26 protein-coding genes and 3 pseudogenes are annotated in these 25,497 nt (G+C 34.3%); 21 read left to right on the forward strand and 8 right to left on the reverse strand.

Annotated features, from left to right (window positions below):
• Positions 1-404 precede the first annotated feature (404 nt).
• Both pdxR and KFD70_RS23225 read left to right on the forward strand, forming a co-directional pair.
• A complete protein-coding gene (pdxR, locus tag KFD70_RS23220) occupies positions 405-1,838 on the forward strand; it encodes a MocR-like pyridoxine biosynthesis transcription factor PdxR (protein WP_336453149.1) in 1,434 nt (477 codons plus the stop codon).
• Between the two features lie 33 nt (positions 1,839-1,871).
• A complete protein-coding gene (locus KFD70_RS23225) occupies positions 1,872-2,294 on the forward strand; it encodes a YfmQ family protein (RefSeq protein ID WP_336453148.1) in 423 nt (140 codons plus the stop codon).
• A gap of 114 nt (positions 2,295-2,408) precedes the next feature.
• On the opposite strand, the gene KFD70_RS23230 is transcribed toward KFD70_RS23225, so the two are convergent.
• On the reverse strand, positions 2,409-3,098 hold the full coding sequence (locus KFD70_RS23230) for a Crp/Fnr family transcriptional regulator (RefSeq protein WP_336453147.1): 690 nt from the start codon (positions 3,096-3,098) through the stop codon (positions 2,409-2,411).
• 73 nt (positions 3,099-3,171) lie between these two features.
• Between KFD70_RS23230 and KFD70_RS23235 the strand changes: the two genes are divergently transcribed.
• Complete coding sequence (locus KFD70_RS23235; RefSeq protein WP_336453146.1) at positions 3,172-3,960, forward strand: HAD-IIB family hydrolase; 789 nt, start codon at positions 3,172-3,174, stop codon at positions 3,958-3,960.
• A gap of 71 nt (positions 3,961-4,031) precedes the next feature.
• Here KFD70_RS23235 and KFD70_RS23240 read toward each other — a convergent pair whose 3' ends face one another.
• Positions 4,032-4,511 (reverse strand): CBO0543 family protein, encoded by a 480-nt coding sequence (locus KFD70_RS23240; protein ID WP_336453145.1) that lies wholly within the window; start codon positions 4,509-4,511, stop codon positions 4,032-4,034.
• A complete protein-coding gene (locus KFD70_RS23245) occupies positions 4,408-5,598 on the reverse strand; it encodes a DUF2515 domain-containing protein (RefSeq protein ID WP_336453144.1) in 1,191 nt (396 codons plus the stop codon). Before KFD70_RS23245 ends, KFD70_RS23240 begins: the two co-directional genes overlap by 104 nt.
• A 250-nt stretch (positions 5,599-5,848) precedes the next feature.
• On the opposite strand from KFD70_RS23245, the gene KFD70_RS23250 reads away from it, so the two are divergent.
• The 3 genes from KFD70_RS23250 to pepT all read left to right on the forward strand — a co-directional run bounded on the left by KFD70_RS23250 (position 5,849) and on the right by pepT (position 8,951).
• Positions 5,849-6,238, forward strand: coding sequence for a VOC family protein (locus KFD70_RS23250; protein WP_336453143.1), 390 nt, complete (start codon positions 5,849-5,851; stop codon positions 6,236-6,238).
• A 327-nt stretch (positions 6,239-6,565) separates the two neighbouring features.
• A complete protein-coding gene (locus KFD70_RS23255) occupies positions 6,566-7,213 on the forward strand; it encodes a 2OG-Fe(II) oxygenase (RefSeq protein WP_336453142.1) in 648 nt (215 codons plus the stop codon).
• A gap of 505 nt (positions 7,214-7,718) precedes the next feature.
• Positions 7,719-8,951 (forward strand): peptidase T, encoded by a 1,233-nt coding sequence (gene pepT / locus KFD70_RS23260; RefSeq protein WP_336453141.1) that lies wholly within the window; start codon positions 7,719-7,721, stop codon positions 8,949-8,951.
• A 38-nt stretch (positions 8,952-8,989) separates the two neighbouring features.
• Here the strand turns inward: pepT and KFD70_RS23265 are convergent, their stop codons facing one another.
• Genes KFD70_RS23265 through KFD70_RS23275 form a run of 3 tightly spaced genes read right to left on the reverse strand, consistent with a single transcriptional unit; the run spans position 8,990 to position 11,223 of the window.
• Positions 8,990-10,093, reverse strand: a complete 1,104-nt coding sequence (locus KFD70_RS23265) for a DNA-3-methyladenine glycosylase 2 (RefSeq protein WP_336453140.1) — start codon at positions 10,091-10,093, stop codon at positions 8,990-8,992.
• Between the two features lie 34 nt (positions 10,094-10,127).
• Positions 10,128-10,625 (reverse strand): methylated-DNA--[protein]-cysteine S-methyltransferase, encoded by a 498-nt coding sequence (locus KFD70_RS23270; RefSeq protein ID WP_336453139.1) that lies wholly within the window; start codon positions 10,623-10,625, stop codon positions 10,128-10,130.
• Complete coding sequence (locus KFD70_RS23275) at positions 10,615-11,223, reverse strand: bifunctional transcriptional activator/DNA repair enzyme AdaA (protein WP_336453138.1); 609 nt, start codon at positions 11,221-11,223, stop codon at positions 10,615-10,617. Before KFD70_RS23275 ends, KFD70_RS23270 begins: the two co-directional genes overlap by 11 nt.
• A gap of 182 nt (positions 11,224-11,405) precedes the next feature.
• Here KFD70_RS23275 and KFD70_RS23280 point away from each other — a divergent pair, with 182 nt between their 5' ends.
• The 10 genes and pseudogenes from KFD70_RS23280 to KFD70_RS23325 all read left to right on the forward strand — a co-directional run.
• On the forward strand, positions 11,406-12,164 hold the full coding sequence (locus tag KFD70_RS23280; protein ID WP_336453137.1) for an exodeoxyribonuclease III: 759 nt from the start codon (positions 11,406-11,408) through the stop codon (positions 12,162-12,164).
• A 289-nt stretch (positions 12,165-12,453) separates the two neighbouring features.
• Entirely contained in the window at positions 12,454-13,422 is a 969-nt protein-coding gene (locus KFD70_RS23285) for an iron-hydroxamate ABC transporter substrate-binding protein (RefSeq protein ID WP_336453136.1), read from the forward strand.
• Positions 13,423-13,449: 27 nt separating this feature from the next.
• Positions 13,450-14,457, forward strand: coding sequence for a FecCD family ABC transporter permease (locus tag KFD70_RS23290; protein ID WP_336453135.1), 1,008 nt, complete (start codon positions 13,450-13,452; stop codon positions 14,455-14,457).
• Complete coding sequence (locus tag KFD70_RS23295; RefSeq protein WP_431613432.1) at positions 14,450-15,472, forward strand: FecCD family ABC transporter permease; 1,023 nt, start codon at positions 14,450-14,452, stop codon at positions 15,470-15,472. The genes KFD70_RS23290 and KFD70_RS23295 overlap by 8 nt, the downstream gene beginning before the upstream one ends.
• 15 nt (positions 15,473-15,487) lie before the next feature.
• Positions 15,488-16,306: an ABC transporter ATP-binding protein gene (locus KFD70_RS23300; protein WP_336453133.1), complete on the forward strand. Its 819-nt coding sequence runs from the start codon at positions 15,488-15,490 to the stop codon at positions 16,304-16,306.
• Between the two features lie 25 nt (positions 16,307-16,331).
• Complete coding sequence (locus KFD70_RS23305; protein WP_336453132.1) at positions 16,332-17,153, forward strand: alpha/beta hydrolase; 822 nt, start codon at positions 16,332-16,334, stop codon at positions 17,151-17,153.
• 101 nt (positions 17,154-17,254) lie between these two features.
• A pseudogene (locus KFD70_RS23310) lies at positions 17,255-17,596 on the forward strand (cation diffusion facilitator family transporter); the annotation flags it as partial.
• A 167-nt stretch (positions 17,597-17,763) separates the two neighbouring features.
• Positions 17,764-18,069, forward strand: a complete 306-nt coding sequence (locus KFD70_RS23315; protein ID WP_336453131.1) for a metal-sensing transcriptional repressor — start codon at positions 17,764-17,766, stop codon at positions 18,067-18,069.
• A 249-nt stretch (positions 18,070-18,318) separates the two neighbouring features.
• Complete coding sequence (gene copZ / locus KFD70_RS23320) at positions 18,319-18,525, forward strand: copper chaperone CopZ (protein WP_336453130.1); 207 nt, start codon at positions 18,319-18,321, stop codon at positions 18,523-18,525.
• A 118-nt stretch (positions 18,526-18,643) separates the two neighbouring features.
• Positions 18,644-18,779: pseudogene (locus KFD70_RS23325) on the forward strand (hypothetical protein); the annotation flags it as partial.
• A 78-nt stretch (positions 18,780-18,857) separates the two neighbouring features.
• On the opposite strand, the gene KFD70_RS23330 reads toward KFD70_RS23325, so the two are convergent.
• A complete protein-coding gene (locus KFD70_RS23330; protein WP_336453128.1) occupies positions 18,858-19,130 on the reverse strand; it encodes an HU family DNA-binding protein in 273 nt (90 codons plus the stop codon).
• Positions 19,131-19,231: 101 nt separating this feature from the next.
• Positions 19,232-20,047, reverse strand: coding sequence for a formate/nitrite transporter family protein (locus KFD70_RS23335; protein ID WP_431613433.1), 816 nt, complete (start codon positions 20,045-20,047; stop codon positions 19,232-19,234).
• 525 nt (positions 20,048-20,572) lie between these two features.
• Here KFD70_RS23335 and KFD70_RS23340 point away from each other — a divergent pair.
• From KFD70_RS23340 to KFD70_RS23360, 5 genes and pseudogenes are all read left to right on the forward strand, one after another.
• Positions 20,573-21,265, forward strand: a pseudogene (locus KFD70_RS23340) (CsxC family protein).
• Positions 21,266-21,564: 299 nt separating this feature from the next.
• A complete protein-coding gene (locus KFD70_RS23345) occupies positions 21,565-22,836 on the forward strand; it encodes a BC_2427 family protein (protein WP_431613434.1) in 1,272 nt (423 codons plus the stop codon).
• Positions 22,837-22,924: 88 nt separating this feature from the next.
• The gene (locus KFD70_RS23350; protein ID WP_336453126.1) at positions 22,925-23,236 is read left to right on the forward strand and encodes a hypothetical protein; all 312 of its coding nucleotides are present in this window, start codon (positions 22,925-22,927) and stop codon (positions 23,234-23,236) included.
• A 311-nt stretch (positions 23,237-23,547) separates the two neighbouring features.
• Complete coding sequence (locus KFD70_RS23355; protein ID WP_420792365.1) at positions 23,548-24,099, forward strand: DUF420 domain-containing protein; 552 nt, start codon at positions 23,548-23,550, stop codon at positions 24,097-24,099.
• 117 nt (positions 24,100-24,216) lie between these two features.
• Positions 24,217-25,380 (forward strand): iron-containing alcohol dehydrogenase, encoded by a 1,164-nt coding sequence (locus tag KFD70_RS23360; RefSeq protein WP_336453125.1) that lies wholly within the window; start codon positions 24,217-24,219, stop codon positions 25,378-25,380.
• The last annotated feature ends 117 nt before the right edge of the window (positions 25,381-25,497 follow it).

The raw sequence follows: 25,497 nt of genomic DNA on the forward strand, positions 1-25,497 counted from the left end.
TTTTATCTTGCATTGACAGGCGGTAAGACTCCTACCTCAAAGTTTAGTAAAAGCAAAGAGGTTAGGTGAGAGTTGAGCTGTCCGTAAAAAACCGATTGGTGAGGGTTAATAATCAGTGCGGGATGAAGAAAACCTCCTGCTGATTAAAGTTTTACTGTTTAACGTAAAGAAGCTTCATTCCTCAATATGTGAATGTACAATAGGGGTGAAAATTCAATTTGTATATATGTTTAGTTACTACTCCTCACATTGTAGAATGAGTGAATATTTTCATAGCTGGGGATGAATGGGGCAAACTATGCTAAATGAAAACAGGAAAATACTTAGTATATAACAAACAGAGGTTAACATCTTAATTTTATTTTAATTAATAAAAAGACTGCTGATAAGGGGGAGGGAATTAGATGGAATGGAGACCCAATCGTGCAGATAAAACGCCAGTCTATAAACAAATTGCTGACTATATAGAACGGGGAATTTCTTCAGGAGAATTTTCTTCAGATAGTATGTTACCTTCGGAACGTACTTTAGCAAAAGAGTTGCAAGTGAACCGCAGTACGGTAGTAGCAGCATATGAGGAACTGAAATCACTTGGGGTAGTAGAGAGAAAAAAAGGAAGTGGGACACGTGTAAACACAGATATATGGGGGGTATCACGTAAACGTACGCCAAACTGGGGGAGATATGTAGAAGATGGTTCATTCCTTCCGAATCTGCCGCTAGTTCAACAAATTCGAACGGAAACACAAAAGGATGATTTGATTAATTTAGCAAGTGGTGAGTTGTCACGGGATTTGTTTCCTGCTGACCAGTTTCGCTGGATTCTCTCAGAACAAATATTTATGGAGAATCTAGGATATGATCATCCGCAAGGAAATGAAAAGTTAAGGGAAACGATCTCTTCACATGTGGATAAATATAAAAATATCGCTGTTGATCCATGTTCCATTCTAATTACATCAGGAGCTCAACAAGCGCTTAACCTTATCGTTCAATGCTTGCTTAAACCAGGAGATGCAATTGCGATTGAAGATCCATCTTATTGTTTTTCACTTCCAATGTTTAAGTCTGCCGGGTTAAACATATACCATTTACCTGTGGATCAACATGGCATGAATCCAGATGATTTGATAGATTTACACAGAAAGCACCGAATTCGAATGGTATTTCTAAATCCGGATTATCAGAATCCAACAGGAACGGTCCTTTCAATGTCTCGTCGCAAAAAGGTTTTGGAATTGTCATCTGAATTTGGTATACCGATTGTGGAAGATGATCCTTATAGCTTAACTTCGTTTAATGGTGAAGTAAATCTAACCTTAAAATCTATGGATACGAATGGAAATGTTTTATATATTAGTTCATTATCGAAAATTGTAGCATCTGGATTGCGAATTGGGTGGGTGATTGGTCCGCCTCGTGTCATTGAACGTTTAGCAGATGCAAAGCAACAAGTAGATTTTGGACATAGTGTCTTTCCTCAATGGATAGCGAATCAATTTTTAGAATCAGAAAATTTTCATACGCATATTTCTATGCTTCGGGAACAATTGAAACAGAGAAGGGATCAAATGGTCACCAGTCTTAGTGAACTGTTAGATGAGCGGGTTGAATTTTTTGTCCCAGAGGGTGGAATCCATTTGTGGTGTAAAGTGAAGGATTCATTTCAGGAATATCACTTATTAGGAAGTACGATACAAAACGGGATAGCGTTTGTTCCTGGAAGTGTTTTGGGTTCGAGAAAAGAATATGTACGTTTTACTTTTGGAAGAGCGAACACAGACCTCATAAATTTAGGTATTACAAGATTTGCGGAGGTTTTAAATAGAAGTCAATAATATGAATTTACAATGTAACGGAGATGATAAAATATGACGACCTGGTTTGTAATTATGTTAGCTCTTTTCGGTGGACTTAAAATATTAGTTTCAAGCATTCCAAACTCTGTTGTGGAGTCTTTTGTCAGTAGATTTGAACTACATCCACAACTTAATGAGGAAGCTGCCACTGTAACGGTTGATGGAAAACGCTTAGATGGGGAAGATGAGATTCAAATAATTAATCAGTTTAACGAAGCAATATTTTTAGAGAAATACTATTTTCCGCCACAGCATGAAGGGATTCCATTGGTGATTGAAACAAAGAGAGGCAAACATGATGTTAAGTTTTCGATTTACAGTTTCGATGATCGTGTCGATGTGATTAAACAACATAAAAAGAAAGTAGTTGCGTATAGTTTACGTTCAAAAACACTTCAAAGCCGTCCTTTGTTAGTAGCGGGAGATGTAGTTTAACGGATTGTCAAAGAGACAGTCTAAAACTCATATACAAAGACAAATCATAATGAGAAGGAGCAATTCGAATGAGTTGCTCCTTTTTGCAATGTAACAATATTTAGTGTAACGATATTATTCGTATCTTAAACTATTAGAAAGCTGTTCAATAGTTTCCCAATCATTAACGATAATTTGTTTTTTTTCTTTACGGATTGTATTCGATACACTTAATTTTTCAATGACACGATTTAAGTGACGAGTTGTAGTACCGATAAGTGAAGCGATTTCGTGATGATCTGTTGTACGAATTTCTCTCCCAAATAGTTTAGAAGTATTTCGTATTGTACATAAGTAACTTGCAAATCGTGTTTCCACTGAAGCTAGTAAATTTATACGTGAAGCAGTCGTACATGTTTGTAGTTTATAAGTCACGTGGCATAGGAGCTCTTGTAAAAAGGAAACTTCATGCAAAAGTTTCTTTTTGACGTATTGTCTATCGATAAAGATAAAATCTGTTTGTTCCTCGGTAGTTACATGTGATTGTATGTTTACATTTTGAATGAGTTCAATATCACCCATCATAGAAACGGCTGAACAAAATCGAAGTAATAGTGCTTTTCCTGTAATGACGTTTGTTGTTATTTTTGTACGTCCAGATATTTGAATGTACAAGCCGTCTATAGCTTCCCCCTCGTGTAAAACAATTTCTTTCGCATCGTATCGCCGAATTTGAAATGGATGATCAAGATGTGTAAAAAGTTTCTGTATATGTTCATTGGCTAAGTATGTTGATAGGAGCAATTCGTCTTCAATTTTTTTCATCATTATTCTCCTTTTTCGGACATCTGTCCTGTTCATTATAAAGGAATTCTTTTACATTAAAAAGAAAGGAGCGATGTATATGAAATTTGTTTTTGATATTGATGGTACAATTTGTTTTAAAGGAAAACCAATAACGGAAGGTATAATTCAAGCATTAGATACTTGTCATGCAAGAGGGCATGAAATCATATTTGCATCTGCTAGACCAATAAGAGATTTACTACCTGTGATACCAAGACATATGCATCACTATTCAATGATTGGTGGAAATGGGGCGTTTGTTGCAAAAGAAGGAAAAGTCACTCAGGTTACACCATTTGATAAATCAACAATGAAGTCTATTCGATCATTAATAGAGGAGCATAACCTTACTTATTTGATTGATAGTCAATGGGATTATGCTTATACGGGAAGTGAAAATCATCCAATTTATCGCAACATAGATCCCGATAAATTAGCTGCTAATGTATCGATTGATTGCATCGAGGAAATGGTGAAAGTTGTGTTGTTTCCTGATGGGAATGAAGAAGAATTAGTGCAAGTGTTAAATGAACTACCTGTGCAAATATACGTACATCATCAAGAGGACATTATTGATATAAGTCCATTAGGAATTGATAAATGGCAAGGGTTACAAAATTTAGGAATAGAAGAAGGGTCATTCATCGCTTTCGGTAACGATGCAAATGATGTATCAATGTTTTTGTATGCGAAAGAGGGAGTTTGTATTGGTGAGCATAAAATGCTGCGCTCCGTTGCATCTATGAGCCTACAGAGTAATGAGCAATGTATTATTGAAAAGATTATTAAGTTATCAGACATAGAATCTAGAAATGTATGGGATTTAATGAAGAACCTTTAAAGCAAATTAGAACTTCTAATTTGCTTTTTCTTTATATAGTAACTTTGATTTTGTTACTCTACAACGACTCCCTAGTATTGTAGCCACCCATAAATCTTCCACATAAAAAACATGAAAATCATATATCCGAAGAAAGAATAAGAATGGTGCCAATCTTCACTATGAGTAAATAACCCTAAGCTTTCAGCAAATTGTTCCGATATACTTGCACAAATGCCAATCAGTATAATAAATAGAATTCTTGAGAATGTAGATAAAGCTTTGGCAATATGTAAAAAGAAAGTAGTAAAGGTTGGCAATATCAATAACGTAAAAGCAATATTGACCGAAAACGTATTTGGAAATGGTCTGACTGGAAAATCATACATTTGTATACTCACAAATAGATAATCTAAATATGTTCCAATAAAACAGGAGAAAATGATAGTGAATATAAATGCTAGGTAATTATTCTTCTGTTTCTTCTTCTCTGAGAAGGATATTTTTTTTTGTAAGGATTGCAAGTTCAATTTTTTCAAGTGTTTTGCAATAGTCATCCGCAATCTTTCCATTTATATTTTCTCCTTTATCAATGAAATAGTCTACGATACGCCAGTCCTCAAACCAATCTCCTGTTTCCGCATCTTCATGTTCTAAATCTTTCCACGCATATATTAGTTGAGGACTATATAAGCGAGTTGCATCTTTTCTAAGTTGACATTTCTTTGTTCTACGTTTATAAAACTCTCGGGAAAATGTCTCATTTACATCAGAAAATAAATGAGGCCAGTAGTCTTTTCGTGAAGCAGTATGTGAATGATCGTGAGCCCAATTTATTACTTTGGATAACATATGTTCGTTGCGAAACAATAAAGAGTATAATCGTTTGCCTAGTAGAATTCGTTCATGTAAGGAGGTGAAGTGTTTCATTGTATCACCAAATAACAGTGTTTTTTGTTTGGTGTCATCTTCATAATAGGGAAAGAGGATATGATTAAAACGAAAGAAGTCAAAGAGTTTAAATCCAATACTATTTAGTACGGCCTTTTTAAAATAATCATTTTGAATGACTTTTTTTTCTAAATAGCTTTGTTCATTAATAATCGTTGCTATAGCTAATGTATAGGGATTACCCGTTTTCCAAAAATGGTTCCACATCGTTTCCATAAACGTTGAGACATTGAGATGGGGTAGGAGGTAGAAGAGAGTTTTGGATCTTTTGAGGCTTTGTTCATATAGTAAAAATTGTGGATACACATCTTGGAAGATTAACCAGTTTCCCCGTTCTAAAAAAGAATAGTAGATAAGTTGATCTTTTTCTGATAACAGTCTTGTGTATAAATCTCCTTTTAAATCTGTCATATTCCAACCGCCATTACGTGATACCATATGTCCAAGTAAAGCCCAGTGTATTTCAGGATGCTGAAGGTAAAACTGATAATAAGCACGTGTTCTCGTCACGTTATTTTTGTTTAGTTGTTTTGTTTGTTTTTTAATGTTATAAATAAGCATTTTCTCTTCTATGGTTAATGCAGCCTTTTTAAAGGAAGCAGTACTGCTTTTACTTTTTTTCTTTAGTTCATTTTTTACATCTAAAAGAAAAAGCGGGATCGCTTTGGAAGACCCGTTCCATTTTCTTTTTTGATTGTTTTCATCCATTTTATTTCCCCCTGTTAACATGAATTTCAACAAATAGTTTAATAGAACGGTTACCATCATTTTATTACACATATTCCGAATAAATGTGAATTGTTTTTTTGGGGGATATAAACAGTGTAATATTTTTTACTATAAGCACGATAAGTCTTTTGTACTACTTCACCCTCATACAAATGAGGGATTCAATAAACGTGGAACTCGATTATATTCATAGGTAGGAAGCATAAAAAATGAAGAGAGGAAGAAAAGTATGAAAAATTGGGTTCAATTTAGAATCGCACGTCCAACAGATAAGTTTGAAGAAGTGATTACATTTTATGAGGAAGGTCTAGGATTAAAACGGATAGGTGAGTTTTATAATCATGAAGGGTATGATGGAGTTATGTTTGGATTGCCTGATGCAGAATACCATCTAGAGTTTACAAGGCATACGAATGGCAGTCCATGTCCAGCTCCAACAAAAGATAATCTACTTGTATTTTATATGATTCATAAAGCTGAGATTGAAAAAGTAACGAACAGGTTACATGCAATGGGTTATGGTGAAGTTGAACCAGAAAATCCATACTGGAAAGAAAAAGGCATTACAATAGAAGATCCTGATGGATGGAGAATTGTACTTATGCATATAGATAAATAAAGATAGAATAGTTATAAAAAAGGGTTCGTTTGTTCAAATTTCTACTTGGTAATAATCTAAATATTAGAGTCTATTTTGATGATACTGTCTTCAAAATAGACTCAATATTTTTTTGTGAGTGAAGATTTATATGTTTATAAATTTGCACTAATGTGGTCTGTCTTTTTCCTCACTAAAGCGCTTAAAATATTTGAAATTACATGTCTTCTTTTTCAACCATTATAGTATACTAGACTGTTAATTATTGTAATATTTATTAAAGGGTGAATGATAAGAAAATATGATATATTAATGCTATCTAATTATTTTTTAAGGGAGATAGGGGAAATGACAAAGAAAAATCAAACTGAAAATAAAGAACAAACGATTTTTAGCCATACAGGAGACACTATTGTGACAGAAGATAGAGAAATACAAATTATCTCAAGAGTAGAAGAGCCTCTTATTGTCGTTTTAGAAAATGTACTAAGTGATGAAGAATGTGAATCGTTAATTGAATTATCTAAACATTCAATGAAACGTTCGAAAATCGGCGCTTCTCGTGAAGTAAACAACATCCGAACAAGTAGCGGTACATTTTTAGAAGAAAATGAAATCGTTGCCAAAATCGAAAAACGAGTGTCTTCGATTATGAATATTCCTGTCGAATATGGTGAAGGTCTTCATATTTTAAAGTACACCCCTGGACAAGAATATAAAGCACACTATGATTACTTTGCAGAACATAGCAGGGCAGCAGAAAACAATCGTATTAGTACGCTTGTGATGTATTTAAACGAGGTAGAAGAGGGCGGAGAAACATATTTCCCAAAACTTGATCTTTCCATAGCTCCGAAAAAAGGTTCAGCCGTATACTTTGAATACTTTTATAATGATAAATCATTAAATGAACTGACACTTCATGGCGGTGCACCTGTTATCAAAGGTGAAAAATGGGTTGCGACGCAATGGATGAGAAGAAGAGCTTTGTTGTAAGATACAACGCGATTACGAGTTTTTGTGTATGTTTTTTGGGGCAACGTTTTTATCCCGCTATTTTAGGACAGTAACACTTCCACCTCAAAATTCAGCGAAAGCAATGTCCAGCTCTAGTGGCTAGAATCTCCGGTCGTTTCGTCCCCTCAAACGAGGCAAAAAGCGCCTCTCTGTCGGGGGCTCTAACGTCCTACGATTCTGAGCGAGCCGCTTCCGCTTTTCTAAAGAAGTTAGGTGAGAGATGAACTGTCCGTAAAAGCCCGATTGGTGAGGGCTAATAATCAGTAGGGGATGGGGAAAATCCCCACTGATTAAAGTTTCACTTTATGTGAGAGGAATCAGATTCCGTGTACATAAAATATACCTATAGATTTGTTAATAAGAATTGTTGTGACAAGTAAATTTACCGACTTTATTTTCAATCTACATTACAGTTAAAAACTTTAAAAAATTTCGCCTTGAGGATTATAATAAAGAGAGATTCATAAAAAAGGAGTGAAATAATTTGAAACAAGAGCTTATAGAAAGGTTTACAAGATATGTGAAGGTAGATACACAATCAAATGAAGAAAGTCATACAGTACCATCAACACCGGGGCAAATTGAGTTTGGAAAATTACTAGTTGAAGAATTAAAACAAATTGGTTTGACAGAAGTAACGATGGATGAAAATGGGTATGTAATGGCAACACTTCCTGCAAATACGGATAAAGATGTTCCTGTAATTGGTTTTTTAGCTCATTTAGATACAGCAACTGATTTTACAGGGAAGAATGTGAAACCACAAATTCATGAAGATTTTGATGGAAAGGCAATTACATTGAATAAGGAATTGAATGTAATTTTAACACCAGAACAATTTCCAGAATTACCATCATATAAAGGCCACACTTTAATCACAACTGATGGAACAACACTTCTTGGTGCAGATGATAAAGCGGGCCTTACAGAAATTATGACTGCTATGAATTATTTATTACATAACCCACAAATTAAACATGGAAAGATAAGAGTAGCATTTACGCCGGATGAAGAAATCGGCCGTGGACCATCTCACTTTGATGTGAAGGCTTTTGGAGCATCTTTCGCTTATACAATGGACGGAGGCCCACTTGGAGGATTGGAGTATGAGAGCTTCAATGCTGCAAGTGCAAAACTTACTTTTAAAGGAAATAATACGCATCCCGGAACAGCAAAAAATAAAATGCTCAATGCAAGTAAGCTAGCGATGGAGTTTCATGCGCAGTTACCAGTAGAAGAGGCACCAGAATATACGGAGGGATATGAAGGTTTCTACCATCTCATTTCTGTAAATGGTGATGTTGAACAAAGTAAATCACATTACATTATTCGAGATTTCGAACGTGATAACTTTGAGGCTCGTAAAGAAAAAATTACGAATATTACGAAGCAGATGCGAGAGAAGTATGGTGAGGAAAATATTATTCTTGAGATGAATGATCAATATTATAATATGCTTGAGAAAATTGAACCGGTCAAGGAAATTGTTGATATTGCGTATGAGGCGATGAAAAATCTAGATATTGAACCAAATATTCAACCAATCCGCGGAGGAACGGATGGGTCTCAATTATCATATATGGGCTTGCCGACGCCAAACATTTTTACTGGTGGGGAAAACTACCACGGTAAATTTGAATACGTTTCTGTAGATAATATGGAGAAGGCTGTTCAGGTTATTGTAGAAATAGTACGGTTATTTGAAGAGCAAGCATAAAGAAGAAGTCCGGATAGTTATTGATTACTATCCGGATTTTAATACAGAACTCGCCATAAATAAAAGGTCGCATAGGATTCCCAATCCTTCCATGCTGAAGCGTACTCTCTTATTTCTTTTTTTGTTGGTTTATTTTCTGATCCGGTTAAACGTTTAATGACATTATGTAGACCAACATCATCAATTGGAAAAGCAGAAGGAAATCTTAGACAACGCATTAAAACATAATTTGCTGTCCATGGTCCAATACCACGTATGTCGGTTAATGTTTTCTCAGCATTTGTTAGGTCGCTGTTTATGAACAAGTCTTTACTTAAGACACCTTGTGTCATGAGTTTTGCGACACCAATAAGATATTCACATTTTCTTATGGTCATTTTTAGTTCTGTTAGATCTTCTACAGATAGGTTGGCGATAACCTCTGGTGTTGGAAATATCCAATATTTCCGTCCATTCCATTCGATATGTTCACCGAAGGATTCAACAAAGCGTCTTTTTAATGTATAGGCAAATGTGAGATTAATTTGTTGACCAAGAATACCCCAGCAAAGTGCCTCAAATAAATCAGGAATTCCCATATTGCGTAGTCCGTAATACTCGTTGATTGGTTTAGATAGAAGTACATCGTTTTTTGCTACATCATAAAATGAGCTTAAATCCGTATCTAAATCAAACCATTCTCTTACATACCTCGCTACTGTAGCACGAACCCATTTCTCAGGCGGCGTTTTAGCACCTAAAAAGCGAACATGTATGTTTCCTTCATCATCTACACTTGTCTCGATTAACGGGTTTTCTCCCTCGATGGGAACGACTCTATAAATTTTGTTATTTTCAATGTGAAACATACATTCATTTGTGGAACGTGAAAGATAATGTAAATTTTGTTTAAAGCTAAATTCTTTCGGCACAAGTAATGTTATGCTTTCATTTTCATCTTTCCACGCTCTATATGGAAGCTCAGGACAACAATGTCTACAAGGCTGATAACCAGTTTGTACCGCTTCTTTTCTAGATTTAAAATTCCGATTGTTTTTTGGGAACTGCTTTTGTTCACACCAAGGGAAGCAATAGTATTTTATTGTTTTGTTACCAATAAAATAGGGAGCATCCCATTCAAAAGGAGTTGTAACATTCTTCATTTGCAACCACCTACAGTAATATTTTTTTCTAATGTTAACAATTTTTTTTCATTGTTAATCCACCTCTAAAACCAGATAACTCCCCGTTCTTTCCAATCACACGATGGCAAGGAATTGTAATTAGTAAAGGATTAGCTCCAATCGCTGTGCCTACAGCGCGTACTGATTTTGGTTTTTGAATAAGCCGTGCAATATCTGAGTAGGAATAGGTTTTTCCATAAGGAATTTCACGTAATGCATTCCAAACAGCTAATTGAAAAGGAGTTCCGTGAACATCAATCGGACATGTAAAGATTTCCCGTTGTTTTTTTAGATACTCTTCTAGTTCTTGAACATATGGTTGTAACTTTAAGAGATTCTGAACTAAAGTATGCTTTGAAAAACGTTTTTTCGTCCAAGTGGTTAATTCTTCAAAAGTTTGATCTTGAGATCCTACAAAGCATAATCCTGTTGATGTTGCGGCAATATACATATGCCAGTTTTCGTGAACAAATAGAGTCCAATATATAATTTGATTTGTTTTAGATTCCATTGTACTTTCCCTCGCTTGTATGATTCATTTTTCGATATTCAGTAGGGGTATACCCTGTTTTCTTTTTAAATAATGTTGCAAAATGTGCAGTGTTAGCTATACCCACAGCAAAACCTATTTCTATAATTGTTTGATTTGTATTTGTAAGATACTGCATAGCTTTGGAAATCCTTAATTGTTGCATATACTCTAGCGGAGTGATGCCTTTCATTTGCTTAAAAGTACGCTGTAAATGATAGGGGCTGCCATGACACCTATCTGCAAGTATTTCAAGAGTTAATGGTTCGTGATAATTTTTATCCATGTACTCTATAATTTGAGTTACCCAATCTTCATTAGGTAACTTTAATCCATTTGGCTTACAACGTTTGCAAGGACGGAATTTTTCGGATAGTGCTTGTTTTGCATTGAGAAAAATTCGTACATTGTCTTTGTTAGGTGTTCTAGATTTACATGATGGGCGGCAAAAAATACCTGTTGTCTTTACGGCGTAAAAAAATTTGTCATCATAGGAAGTATCGTTGTGTATAATCGCTTGCCAGCGTTCATCCGTCAAATGATTTACACTTGTTTCGAATTGTAATCTCTCATTTTGCATGGAACCACCTCCGAAATTAGTATATCCTGAAACAAGTACCCATGTACGTATTTATGAATGTAAGAGCAAGATTACAAAGGTGAAAATGATAGACGTTATATTTTGTGTTAGCATGTAAGCAGAAAATATAAATATAGAGCGAGTATGATATTATGCTACAGCAGCAAGAGGAGGAACAAAAAGTGAAATTTATTTCGTGGAATGTAAATGGTTTACGAGCAGTTATTGCAAAAGGTGGTTTTATAGAATACTTACAGGAAGTCGATGCGGATATTTTTTGTTTGCAAGAAATTAAATTGCAAAGTGGACAAATGGATCTAAATCTTGAAGGGTACCATGTGTACTGGAATTATGCTGTGAAAAAAGGTTATTCAGGAACTGCTATTTTATCAAAAAAAGAACCGCTTTCTGTTACATATGGCTTAGGGATTGAAGAGCATGATCAAGAAGGAAGACTCATTACATTAGAATTTGAAGATTTTTATATGCTAACGCTCTATACACCAAATGCGAAAAGAGGCTTAGAACGTTTAGATTATCGCATGAAGTGGGAAGAAGATTTTTTATCGTATATTAAACAATTAGATAAAAAGAAATCAGTTATTTTTTGTGGGGATCTAAATGTAGCACATAAAGAAATTGATTTGAAAAATCCAAAAACAAATCGAAAAAATCCAGGGTTTTCAGATCAAGAAAGAGAAAAGTTCACCCGGGTTTTAGATGAAGGATTTATTGATACATACCGCTATTTATATCCTAATAGAGAAGGGGCTTATTCATGGTGGTCATATCGTATGAACGCAAGAGCGAAAAACATTGGGTGGCGTTTGGATTATTTTGTTGTCTCTGAGAGGTTAAAAAATAAAATTGTTGATGCGAAAATCAATAGTGAAATAATGGGATCAGATCATTGTCCTGTTGAATTGAATATGGAATTTTAGAAAAAAAGTCGTATCTATCATCAAGATGAATACGACTTTTTTTGTTAAAATTTTTCAAATCATTCTTGAAATAATTTGTATATAGCTATATACTTAGTAACGATAATCATTATCAATGATAATGTTTATCAGTGAGTGAGGGAAGAAGATAATTGATTATCAGAGGAAGTGAAGTAAATGAGTTGTAATTTTAAATAGATGTATTGTAAGTGAATACATAAATAGAAATAGGATTTCATTAAAATAATATATTTAAAGGTTGTTAATTTAGAGAGGAGTATTTATAAGCATGAATAAGAAATTATTTACACTAGGGATGGTCACAGTATTAAGTATTGGTCTTGCAGCATGTAACAGCGTAGATAAAAGTTCAGGAGAACAAAAACAAGAATCAAAAGCAACTGAAACGAAGAAAGATGAGAAACAAAAGATTACATACTTAGGTAAAGAATATACAGTGCCTGCAAAAGTATCAAAAATTGCAACAGCTAGCTTAGAATCAATGGAAGATGCAGCTGTACTTGGCATTAAGCCAGTAGGAGCAATAACAGTAGGCGGACAATTACCGAAGTACTTAGCAGAAGATTTAAAAGGTGCAAAGTCTATCGGTGAGAAAATGGAACCAAATTTTGAAACATTACTTCAATTAAAACCAGATGTAATTACATCTAGCTCAAAATTCCCACCAGAAGCAGCTGAGAAATTTGCAAAGGTAGCCCCAACATTCCCAGTATCACATATTTCTACAAATTGGGAAGAAAACTTGAAGTTAATGGGAGAGCTATCTGGTAAAAAAGATAAAGCGGAAAAAATTATTAAAGATTATAAAGCTGATGCTGAAAAAGCGAAAGAAAAAATTGGTGATAAATTAAAAGATAAAAAGGTTCTTGTAATAAGACTAAGAGCTAGTAACTTGTATCTTTATCCAGAAGGCGTTTACTTCAACCCAGTTATTTATAAAGATTTAGGATTAACTGTTCCAGAAGAAATTAAAGCTGTAAAAGCACAAGAAGCAATCTCCTTAGAAAAATTAGCTGAGAGTAATCCAGATTATATCTTCTTACAATTTGAAGAGAGCGAGAATAAGGATAAACCACAAGTATTAGAAGACTTACAAAGCAATCCAATCTGGCAAAGTATTACTGCTGTAAAAGATAAAAAAGTATTTGTCAATACAGTTGATCCAATGGCACAAGGTGGTACAGCTTGGAGTAAAACAACATTTTTAAAAGAGGCGGAAAAAAACTTAGCTAAATAATTAAATAAGTAAGGTGCGTTGAATGATATGCGAAGAATGAATTCAATACCAATGGTAATTTTATGCTTAGCACCCATATTTATTTTCCTTACAATCATACTTTCTATTTTATATGGTGCAAAAAATATTGATTTTGAAACAACTTGGAATGCAATATTTCATTTCGATTCAAGCAATGTAAATCATAATATTATTATTACTTCTCGTTTACCAAGGGTAGTTGCAGCTCTTTTAGTAGGAGCGTTTCTAGCCATATCAGGAGCACTTATGCAGGGGATGACAAGAAACTATCTTGCATCCCCTTCTATTATGGGTGTAACAGATGGCTCTGCTTTTGTGATAACAATTTGCATGGTATTTCTTCCTGGAATGTCTTCGGTTAATATGATTTTATGTTCTATGCTTGGTTCAGCGCTAGGCGCAGGAATTGTTTTTGGTTTTGGTTCACTGCTCCGAAACGGCTTATCACCAGTTAGGTTAGCGATTATAGGAACTGTTATTGGTACTTTTTTAAGTAGTATTTCTGCTGCAATCGCATCCTACTTCCAAGTTTCTCAAAATATTAGTTTTTGGTATAATGCAAAATTACATCAAGTGGATCCAAATGTAATAAAATTAGCAATTCCTTTCGGTATCGTTGGGATTATTTTAGCGTTGTTAATATCGAAATCTATTACGATTCTTTCATTAGGAGAAGAGGTTTCTGTTAATTTAGGACAACGTACAAAGCTGGTAAAAGCGACCGCTATTATATCAGTTATATTCTTGACAGGGACGGCTGTTGCGCTAGTCGGAAAAATAGGTTTTGTCGGACTTATTATTCCGCATATTACTCGTTTCTTAATTGGAGTAGACTATAAATGGATTATCCCTTGTGCAGGAGTAATTGGTGGTTTGTTTTTAGCTTTATGCGATATAGTAAGTAGGTTTGTAAATTATCCGTTTGAAACACCAATAGGAGTCGTTACGTCTTTAATTGGAATTCCTTTCTTCCTTTATTTAATTCGTACAAGAGGAGGAGAGAAACATGCTTAAGGATTCAAGTCGGTATTATGTAATGACAATGGGGATTATTATACTTTTAATTTTGTTTGCTATTTATATAAGTTTAACAAATGGTACATTTGATATTACAATTGCGGATGTATTTCGGACGATTTTTCGGATTAACCCCGTACCTGAACATGATCTAGTAATATTTGACTTTCGACTTCCGAGAATCGTAATAGCTGGTTTAGTAGGGTTAGGTCTTGGAATTGCTGGAGCTGTTATTCAAGGAATTACAAGAAACGGTTTAGCTGATCCGGGTATTTTAGGTGTGAATGCTGGAGCCGGAACTGCAATTGTTATTTTTATGTTTTTCTTTCAAGGACAGTTGAAAAGTACGGACTGGGTTTCGATTATGATGATGCCAATGTTTGGGTTAGTTGGTGGTTTAGGTGCAGCTATATTAATTTATATGTTTTCTTGGCGAAATGGAAAACTAGATTCCCAACGTCTTTTATTAACAGGAATTGCGATAGGATCAGGATTTGGTGCATTTTCTATGTATTTATCATTGAAAATGAAAGCAACTGACTTTGAAATGGCTGCCGTTTGGGTTTCCGGGAGTATATATAATGCAAATTGGAAATATATTATTGCTATGCTGCCATGGCTCATTATCCTAATTCCTATAATTAAAAGAAAAGCCTATTTACTTGATTTATTTCAATTGGAGGAAACGAGTATTACGAGTTTAGGAGTTTCGGTTGAGAGAGAAAAGTCTATTTTATTATTAAGTAGTATTGGATTAGTAAGTGCTTGTGTTGCTGTCTCGGGCAGTATCGGATTTGTAGGACTGATGGCACCGCATATTGCAAAACGTCTCGTTGGTATTCAGCATAAGTATGTGATTCCTGTATGTGGAGCAATCGGTATGTTACTTGTCATTGTTTCAGACTTTATTGCAAAAACAATATTTACACCTGTGGAATTACCAGTTGGAATTGTCATTTCGATTATTGGTGTACCATATTTCCTATATTTGTTATATAAAGCGAAGGCGTAAGAGGAGTGAGAGAAAGTGAATGATCTAAGGGCTGAAAATTTAGAAACAAGTTATGAAAAGTTTACAGTGTTTCGTGATTTGAATGTAGAGATACAAAAAGGGAAAGTTACCACAATTATTGGCCCAAATGGATGCGGGAAATCAACACTCTTAAAAACAATGGGGCGCATTTTAAAACAAAAAAGCGGAAAAGTGTATTTGCAAGGGCAGGATTTAAATACAATTCCTACAAAACAAATTGCAAAGCAGCTCGCACTACTTCCACAAAACCCAATTGCACCAGGCGAACTGAAAGTGGAAGAATTGATTTCTTACGGACGTTACCCACATCGAAATAATGTGAATAAACTATCACCAAAAGATAAAGAAATGATTGATTGGGCATTAGATATTACAAAAACATCTGCTTTTCGTACGCGTCAAATCGGAAATCTATCTGGTGGACAAAGACAAAAAGTATGGCTAGCAATGGCTTTAGCACAAGAAACAGAAGTTTTATTATTAGATGAACCGACTACATACCTTGATATGTCTCATCAATTAGAAGTACTGCAAATTGTTGAACGATTAAACAAAGATCACAAATGTACGGTTGTTATGGTTTTACATGATATTAATCATGCAGCGCGATTTTCAGATGAGATTATTGCAATGAAAGATGGAAAAATTATTACAGCAGGAAGCCCAGTAGAAATCATTACAAATGAAGTATTAAAACGTGTATTTCATATTGATGCACGGGTCATGATAGATCCATATAATGGAGCTCCTGTATGTTTCGGTTATGATAGTGTGTTCCAAGAAGAAAGTACTGAAATATACGTAACTAGTTAAAATGGGAAGAGGAGGGGAGAATAACATGAATACGAGTATTGAAAAAAAAGATGTTACTATTTCTGGTGCAGAGCAATGGAAGATGTATTCGAAAATAGGAAATCGTGAATATCAAATTTATATTTCGAAGCCAAAGCAACCTGCTCCAGAACATGGATATCCTGTAATTTATGTATTAGATGGAAACGCATTTTTTCAAACGTTCCAAGAAGCTATTAAGATCCAATCAGTAAGAGCAGAAAAAACAGGAGTTGTACCATCTATAATTGTTGGTGTAGGCTATCCGATAGAAGGAACTTTTGCAGCTTCTGAAAGGTGTTATGATTTTACTCCTTCCGTGCCTTCTAAGGATGCGCTGCAAAAACCTGATGGAAAACCATGGCCTAAGTCAGGAGGAGCAAATGAATTTTTAGCATTTCTTCAAGAGGAATTGAAGCCGCAAATCGAAAAGGATTTTGAGATTGATAGAGCAAAGCAAACAATATTTGGACATTCACTCGGTGGATTATTTGCTTTACATGTATTGTTTACAAATACAAACGCCTTTCAAAATTATTTCATCAGTAGCCCATCTATTTGGTGGAATAACCAGTCTGTTCTTGAAAACAAAGCAGCGTTTATAAATGAATTGGACAGAGCGAGTTCTGAAGTTGGAGTCTTTCTGACAGTGGGAGCATTAGAAAGAGAGCATATGGTTCGAGATGCCACTGCATTATCAGAGCGTTTACTGAATTTGCAACATAATAAATTACGATTTGCATTTTATGAAGCTGAGGGGGAGAACCATGCATCAGTAGTACCAACAGCTTTAAGTAAGGCACTGAGATTTGTAAGTAATGTACTCTAATCATTGTTTTTAATAAATCACTTGAAAACTTCATTTGATTAGTCTATATATGTTGTCCAAAAGGTAAGCAGAAGCTTACCTTTTTTATATAGGAAATGACTATTTCTGTTATTGTAGCCGTATTAATATTGAAAAGTGCTTGGGGAGTTACGAAGCATTCCATCCATATTTTAATGGAAGGGACACCTGTATCAATTGAATTATCTAAAGTAAAACGGGCAATTAGACAAATAGAAGGTGTACGTGATGTACATGATCTTCATATTTGGACAATTACATCGGGATTAGATGCTTTAAGTTGTCATGTAATGATTGATAAAAAACAAGATTATCAAGAAATTTTACAAATGATAATTAACATGCTAAAACAAGAATTCCATATTGAACACACAACAATTCAAATTGAAACTCTCAAAATTAAACATAATGAATTGGTCGTATAATGACTTGTTTTTCCTAAATAATATTGATTGAAAAGACCTATACTTTGTAGTATAGGTCTTTTCGTTTATATAGGGTATCACCATATGTATGTTTAATGCTATAATTGGTATACTCATGGGGGGCATTGTACCATGTGGATGAGGATAAACTTTAAGAAGGTGATAAAATGGATCATAATAAAAATGAAACGGTTACTAGCCATAGATCGGATAAAGAAAAAGAACAAATTATGAATAGGTTAAAGAGAATTGAAGGGCAAGTTCGTGGTATTCAGAATATGATTGAAAATGATCGTTATTGTGTTGATATTTTAGTGCAGATTTCAGCTATTAATGCAGCGATGAAGAAAGTTGGTATGGGGATACTGAAAAATCATACAAATCATTGTGTTTCTAATGCGATTAAAGAGGGTAATGGAGATGAAGCGATTGAAGAATTAATGACAGTGTTTGAAAGATTCTCAAAAGCATAATCAAACAAGCTAGTGAGTTAACTGGCTTGTTTTTTTGTATACCTATTGATGGTATGGTGGTTTTAAGTTATAAGGAAACGGAGATACATTTAGTGGGATGCATAGGGGGCTGTAAGAATGAAACAAGAACTACTGAAGTTAAAAAAGATTTTAAAAAATAATGACCTACGCCTATTCAATACCTTAGGGAGGTATGGTATTATTTATTTATAACCAATAAATAATGAAATAACAAGAGGAGGATATTAGATGGAAAAGTTAACATTAAAAGTTGAAGGTATGTCTTGTGGGCACTGTGTAAACTCTATTGAAGGAAGCGTAAAAGGGTTAAATGGTGTTGAACAAGTAAAAGTTCACTTAGCTGCAGGTACTGTTGAAGTAGAAATGGATTCTTCAATAGTTACTCTCAAAGATATTATTGTTGTAATTGAAGATCAAGGTTATGAAGTTCAATAAAGAGTTTTGAAACATAAAAGAAATCGTACTTAAATAGGTACGATTTCTTTTAACAAAAAAATATACTCTATAGCTGTATAAGGATAAGGAGTGAATAGCATGAATAGACAAAAAGAGACCACGTGCTTTAGGACTTGCAACACCGACATCTATTATGGCGGGCTCAGGACGTTCAGCTGAGTATGGAGAAGTATTTAGAAGCAACACATCGCTTAAATACAATTATTTTAGATAAAACAGGGACAGTAACAAATGAATAATAAGTAGATATTTTAAAAGAACACAGGTAATGAAAAAACAGCCTTCTCATAAGCGAGAAGGCTGTTTTTTTATTATTTTACTGCTTCTTTTAATTCTTTACCAGCTTTAAATGCAGGTACCTTTGAAGCTGCGATTTGCATTTCTTCACCTGTTTGTGGGTTACGGCCTGTACGAGCAGCTCTTTCACGAACTTCGAATGTACCGAATCCGATAAGTTGTACTTTTTCACCAGCAGCTAAAGTATTTGTGATTGCTTCTACTACAGATTGTACAACTACAGTAGCTTCTTTTTGAGAAATTTCAGCTGTTTGTGCTACATTTTTAATTAATTCTGTTTTATTCATATCTTCACCTCATATGTAAATAATGCTATTTAAGTTGTTATTATAACGTATAAAAGAGAAGAGAACAAGTGTACTATACGTTTTCTATTAAATTCTTTTTGTTAAGCAGTTACGGATTTTTTCTTTAATTCTGTTGTTTTACTTTTGGATTGCTCGCGTTTGTGATAAGCCAAGAAGTAAGGGAGCGCTACGAATAGTATACCACCGACTAAGTTTCCAAAGAAGACGATAATGAAATTCGGTAAGTATTCCATCCAAGTTAGGTGCCCTGCAAAAATGGCGGCTGGAATAACGAACATATTGGCAACAACGTGTTGAAAGCCAATTGCAACAAAAGTCATAACGGGAAACCAAATACCAATTATTTTTCCAGCAAATTCTTTGCTACCCATACTAAGCCAAACTGCTAAACAAACGAGCCAGTTACAACCAATAGCAGAGACAAATGCTTGTACTGGTGTATCATGTAGCTTGGCCTCCGCAATCGATACCGTTTTGGCTAAAAATTCTCCCTCTGTTAATCCGACGATGTGATCGAAAAAATACGCGACAAATACAGCACCAATAAAGTTGCTAATTGTAACAATTAGTAAATTTTTTAATACTTTAGAGAAAGAGATTTTTTTGGAAAACCACGCAATCGATACGGTCATCATATTACCGGTCACTAGTTCACCACCTGCAAGAATAACTAGAATTAGACCGATAGGAAAAACGGCTGCTCCTAGAAAACTAGTAAAAGATCCCCAGGATTTTGGCATTGTTCCAATCACGTGAATATCAAGTAGATAACCTAGCGCTATGAAAGCGCCGCCAAAAAAACCTAAAATCATCATGGGAAGTAACGGTAAAAGTGCTTTTTTTTGGCCTGAACTTGCGGCTAACGTAGTAATTTCTTGTGGTGTATAGACAGACATAAACAACCCCTCCATATTTTTGATACATGACTCCATCCCATCAATGAGTTTTTCGTCTTATTGATGGTTAGATTGATAATTTTTGGGAACGAGTATAGACCCTCAATTAAAAGTTTTTCTCAGAACGTTAAGATGAGATTTTTCTCGGAACATACATAAAAACACCAAAAATGATATTCATCTTGGTAAGTAAAAATTACTTAGAGTTGTTCTGTAGAATTTTTCATCAACAATCAAATATAAATAAAAAGTACATGCATTGCAGATCATGTCGATAAAATTATGTTACATAATTCGAATGGTTTTGTCAATTAATGGTAAAAATGTAGGCGGTGTATTCTATGAAAATGATAGGTATATAGTTTTAACGTTTATATGTAAATGACTATAAGAGCTTCATTATTTCTATAAAATAATAAAACTGACTATTATACAAATCTATACCATTAATAGAAAACGTACATAAGTTATAGCATAACGAGTTTTTAAAACTCTAAAAATGTTATCAAAAGGAGAAGGTAAAATATGAGTGGAAAATGTTCGAAACATGTACCTTGTTCAGTTAAAGGACAAACTCAAATTCCACTTAATGATGCAGATGCACCAGCTATCGTAAGAGAAACTGCAAGGGTGAAAATCCCAGTTGTTTTAGCAGAAAGAATCGTCCAAATTGTTGTAGAAGCAAATATTGAGCTTGAAGATGGAGCAGTAGAAATTAACTGAGTGTTAAAAGATGTATTTTTAACACAATGTAAACTTGTACCAGTTGCGTTCGAGGATTTTAATGACACAGGATACCGTGAAGTAACGCGAGCAAAATTATTTGTAGAAGGCTATATTCGTAAGAATATCGAATATGCTACTAGTGATTGTAATGGAAACCTTCGCTATCGAACTGCAAATGTCCCATTCTACGGTTTCGTTGACTTAACTGAAGATGATTTCCTAACTCCCCCACTTTTTGCTGCTGGCTCAGCAAGTAGATCACAATTCATTAATCCGAAAGACGGTGATTTACCTCGTTTGGACAAGTATTTCTTTGAAAATACTACTTTTTATAATGAACAACCGTACTGTGAATTAATACGTGCAGACTTTTACGAATTAGACTTTTCACCATGCCCTACACGTATAAATGATGATTTTAAGGAAATTCGTGAAAAAATAGTATTAGATCTTACTTTGAAAGTTTTACAAGTTCAGCAAGTAAACGTATAACAAAAAAAGACATTCTCTTTTAATTCTAAAAGAGGATGTCTTTTTTATTGTTATAAGACATATATAATGTTGAAACGGTTATGTATATTTTAAAAATACATACACTTTTCAATTCATCAGTTAGGAAGTGATTGGTGATGAGCAATCCGTGGATCAGTAATAAAGTGGTGGATGAACTTTTTTCTAAACATAAAAAAACTCTAAAGAGCAAGAAAAAACATAAATTGATTGAAGAAAATGTGAAAGAGGATATAACGATAGAAGAGCACAAGAAAGCAGACACATTGATTGCAGAGGGTGTGAAAGAGGAAAAATTATCTGAAGAGCATAAGGAAGTAAATAAATCTCCAAATGAATTAAAAATAGGAAGAGCAGGACGTTCCATAACCGTGGAAAAAGCGTTTTCTACTGGTGCTGAAGTATCAAATTTTTTAAACCTACCTATTATTACTACCAATCCGTGGATTAGTAATAAAATGGTGGATAAACTTTTTACTAAACACAAAAAGATTCTAAAGAAAAAGGAAGCAGATAAATCGATTGAAGAGAGCGTAGAAGAGGATGGATCAGCGAAAGGGGACAAGGGAGCAGATAAACTGATTGAAGAGAGTATAGAGGATAGATCAATGGAAGGGAGCAAGAAAGCAGATAAACCGATTGAAGAGAGCATAAAAGAGGATAGATCGACGGAAGAGGGCAAGAAAGCAGATAAACTGATTGAAGAGAGCATAGAAGAGGATAGATCAACCGAAGGGAGCAAGAAAGCAGATAAACCGATTGAAGAGAGCGTAGAAGAGGATAACTCAACGGAAGGACACAAGGAAGTAAATAAATCTCCAAATGAATTAAAAATAGGAAGTGCAGCACGTTCTATAATCGTGAAAACCCCATTTTCTACTGTTGCTGAAGTATCTGATTTTTTAAACCTACCTATTTTAAGTAGCAAAGATGAAGAAGTATTTATATTTCAAAACGAAACGGAGAAAATGCTTTATGAATTAGAGGCGAAGATGTTAGCTACAGTACATCACTATCATGAAGAACCGTATTGTCATTTCGTTTCTTCAAAGCTTTTTGAAAATAGGGTGCTTTTAGAACTTGCGAATGTGGGAGATATAAGTAATTTTGAGGATAGTGATATAAAACAATCTTTCTGGACTCCTATGCATAACGTGTTGTCAAAAGAGAAAAAAGATAACATATCTAATAATTATATAACGACAAGACTTCCGATAGAAATAGGAAAGTTTAAAACTGAGATTGGTTTGAAAGAAAAAGTGATATTTCAAGAAAAAGTCGCAGGAATTAAAGGGATTTCGCAGGAGGTTATTTTGACGGATAGTAAATTTTTTTCACCAGAAGCTAAAAATGTAAAGCGAAATTCAGTAACAGTTGAAAAAGGCATTTTACTTGTGGATGGTTATATTTTGCAGCGTATTGAGTATATCGTAGCTTGTTCAAATGAGAAAAGTACGTCTCAGAAAAAAGTGTATCAGTTACTGCAAAAAATAGTGCTTGAGTTAATCGTTCAAATATTGCAAGAACAAGAAGTGAAAGTTGAAATTATGTAACTACCATTGACATAGTGTATATAAAACATTTTTCTTGACTTTTTATATACAGGCGAGGAAAATGGTAAAAAAGGAAGGAGGGGTGATAATGGAAGAGTACGTATTCGATCTTTATAATGTATTGTATACAACAGAGTGGCAAGATATTGTTTCATTTCTTGGGATTTTATTTTGTTTAAAAATTGTAATTGTATACATGGAAGAGCAAGGTATGTTCTATTCCTTTTCATCTCCGTCCGATTTAGAGCGGGAACCGTTGCTCTGCTATGCTAATATAAAATGGATGGAAATTCCTTTTAGTGCATTCTTTATGATTCGGTTTATAACGGCTATCGTGAAGAAAAAAGAAGCCAAAGAGGGAGATTGTAATCCGACTTGTAATGCAGCGTATTGTTTATAAGCTAAATACAAGGAGGAGAATAATATGTGGTTTCGATTTCTTATGATTGGTTTCTTTTCGTTAACAGCAATTTCTTTAATGGGATATCAAGTATCAGAGATTTTTCAAGCATACAGTGACATGTTTTCTAACAAAAACTAAGTGAATTGCTATTTTAATAATAAAGCGATAAAATCCTTCTTAAGAAGTTATGATTAAGAAGGTTTTTTCTTTGTTTAATTTTAGTGTGTCAAAGTATTGTCACATTTATACTGTTGATAATATGTTAAAATAGTGTGGTTAACTGTACATATGTAGAAGAGGAAGAGGGAGTGAACAATTTGACGGATCGATTAAATAATCAGAAGAGCTATGCTCCTATTGTGATAACGCTTTCTGTGATCGTCAATGCGATTATTTTATTTTTGTTTTTTGGACCTGTTGGCTACAAAGGAGAGGTGCATTTTGATGTAACAATTTTGCCGATGTTAAATGCAATTTTTAATAGCTTTACATTTGTATTTTTATTGGCAGCATTGTTCTCTATTATTAAAAAGAATGTAAAGATGCATCGAGGTTTTATTCTTGCAGCATTTACAACAACATTGTTATTTTGTGTCTCCTATTTAACGTATCATTACTTGGCACCAGCGACGCATTTCGGTGGAGAAGGAGTAATTAAATATGTGTACTTCTTTATTTTACTTACGCATATTTTCCTTGCAGCAATTATCGTACCGCTTGCATTGTTCTCACTTGTATATGGTTTTACAAATCAATTGACTCGTCATCGTAAGATTGTACGTTGGACGATGCCAATTTGGTTATATGTAAGTCTTTCTGGTGTTATTGTTTATTTAATGATTTCACCGTATTATCAGTAAAAAATCTCAGCCGAAAAGGCTGAGATTTTTTGTTAAAGCAAATATTTTTGTGAAATGAGCGAAATATGTTATACAAAAGTATAGTAATTTTTATAGTGAAAGGATGGATAGGGAATTATGCAAAATTTTGTGTTTCGTAATCCGACAAAGCTTATTTTTGGTCAAGGACAATTAGAGCAATTAAAGACAGAGATTCCCCAGTATGGTAAAAAGGTTCTTCTCGTATATGGTGGGGGAAGTATTAAACGAAATGGTATATATGATAATGTAATTGCTATCTTAAAAGAAATTGATGCAGAAATTTTTGAGTTAACAGGTGTTGAACCAAACCCACGTTTATCTACTGTAAACAAGGGAATTCGAATGTGCAAAGAAAACGATATTCAATTTATTTTAGCTGTCGGTGGTGGAAGTGTTATCGATTGTACGAAAGCAATTGCTGCCGGTAGTAAATACGATGGTGATGTATGGGACATTGTGACAAAGAAAGCATTTGCAAATGAAGCTTTACCATTTGGTACAGTATTAACTCTTGCAGCGACAGGTTCTGAGATGAATGCTGGTTCTGTTATTACAAATTGGGAAACGAATGAAAAGTATGGATGGGGCAGTCCAGTTACTTTCCCGCAATTTTCTATTCTAGATCCAGCTCATACAGCTTCTGTTCCGCGAAACCAAACGATCTACGGTATGGTTGATATTATGTCGCATGTGTTAGAACAATACTTTCATCAAGATACGAATACAGAATTGCAAGACCGTTACTGTGAATCTATTTTAAAAACGGTAATTGAAACAGCTCCAAAACTTTTAAACGATTTAGAAAGCTATGAGCACAGGGAAACGATTTTATATTGCGGGACAATGGCGCTAAATGGTATTTTAGCAATGGGCGTCCGCGGTGATTGGGCAACGCATAATATTGAGCACGCCGTTTCAGCTGTGTATGATATTCCACATGGTGGCGGCTTAGCGATTTTATTCCCGAATTGGATGAAACATGTTTTAGATGAAAATGTAGACCGCTTTAAACAATTTGCGGTACGTGTATTTCATGTAGAAGCAGATGGAAAAGCGGATAAGGAAATTGCCTTAGAAGGTATCGAAGCGTTGAGAAGTTTTTGGACATCTATTGAAGCGCCATCCCGTTTAGCTGACTATGAAATTGGAGAAGCGAAAATTGATGTAATGGCTGAAAAAGCGATGGTATATGGTGAATTCGGTCATTTTAAGAAATTAAATAAAGAAGACGTAGTTGCAATTTATAGAGCGTCATTATAAAGAATAAAAATAATTTAAAAAACCTTCTTGATATGTATCAAGAAGGTTTTTTGAGTGTTATTGAATGTTTGGTGATTTTATTTGATCGATTTTGAATGTTTTTGATTGATTTTTGAA

This window comes from Bacillus pfraonensis (genome assembly GCF_050768835.1).
Taxonomy (GTDB): Bacteria; Bacillota; Bacilli; order Bacillales; family Bacillaceae_G; genus Bacillus_A; species Bacillus_A pfraonensis.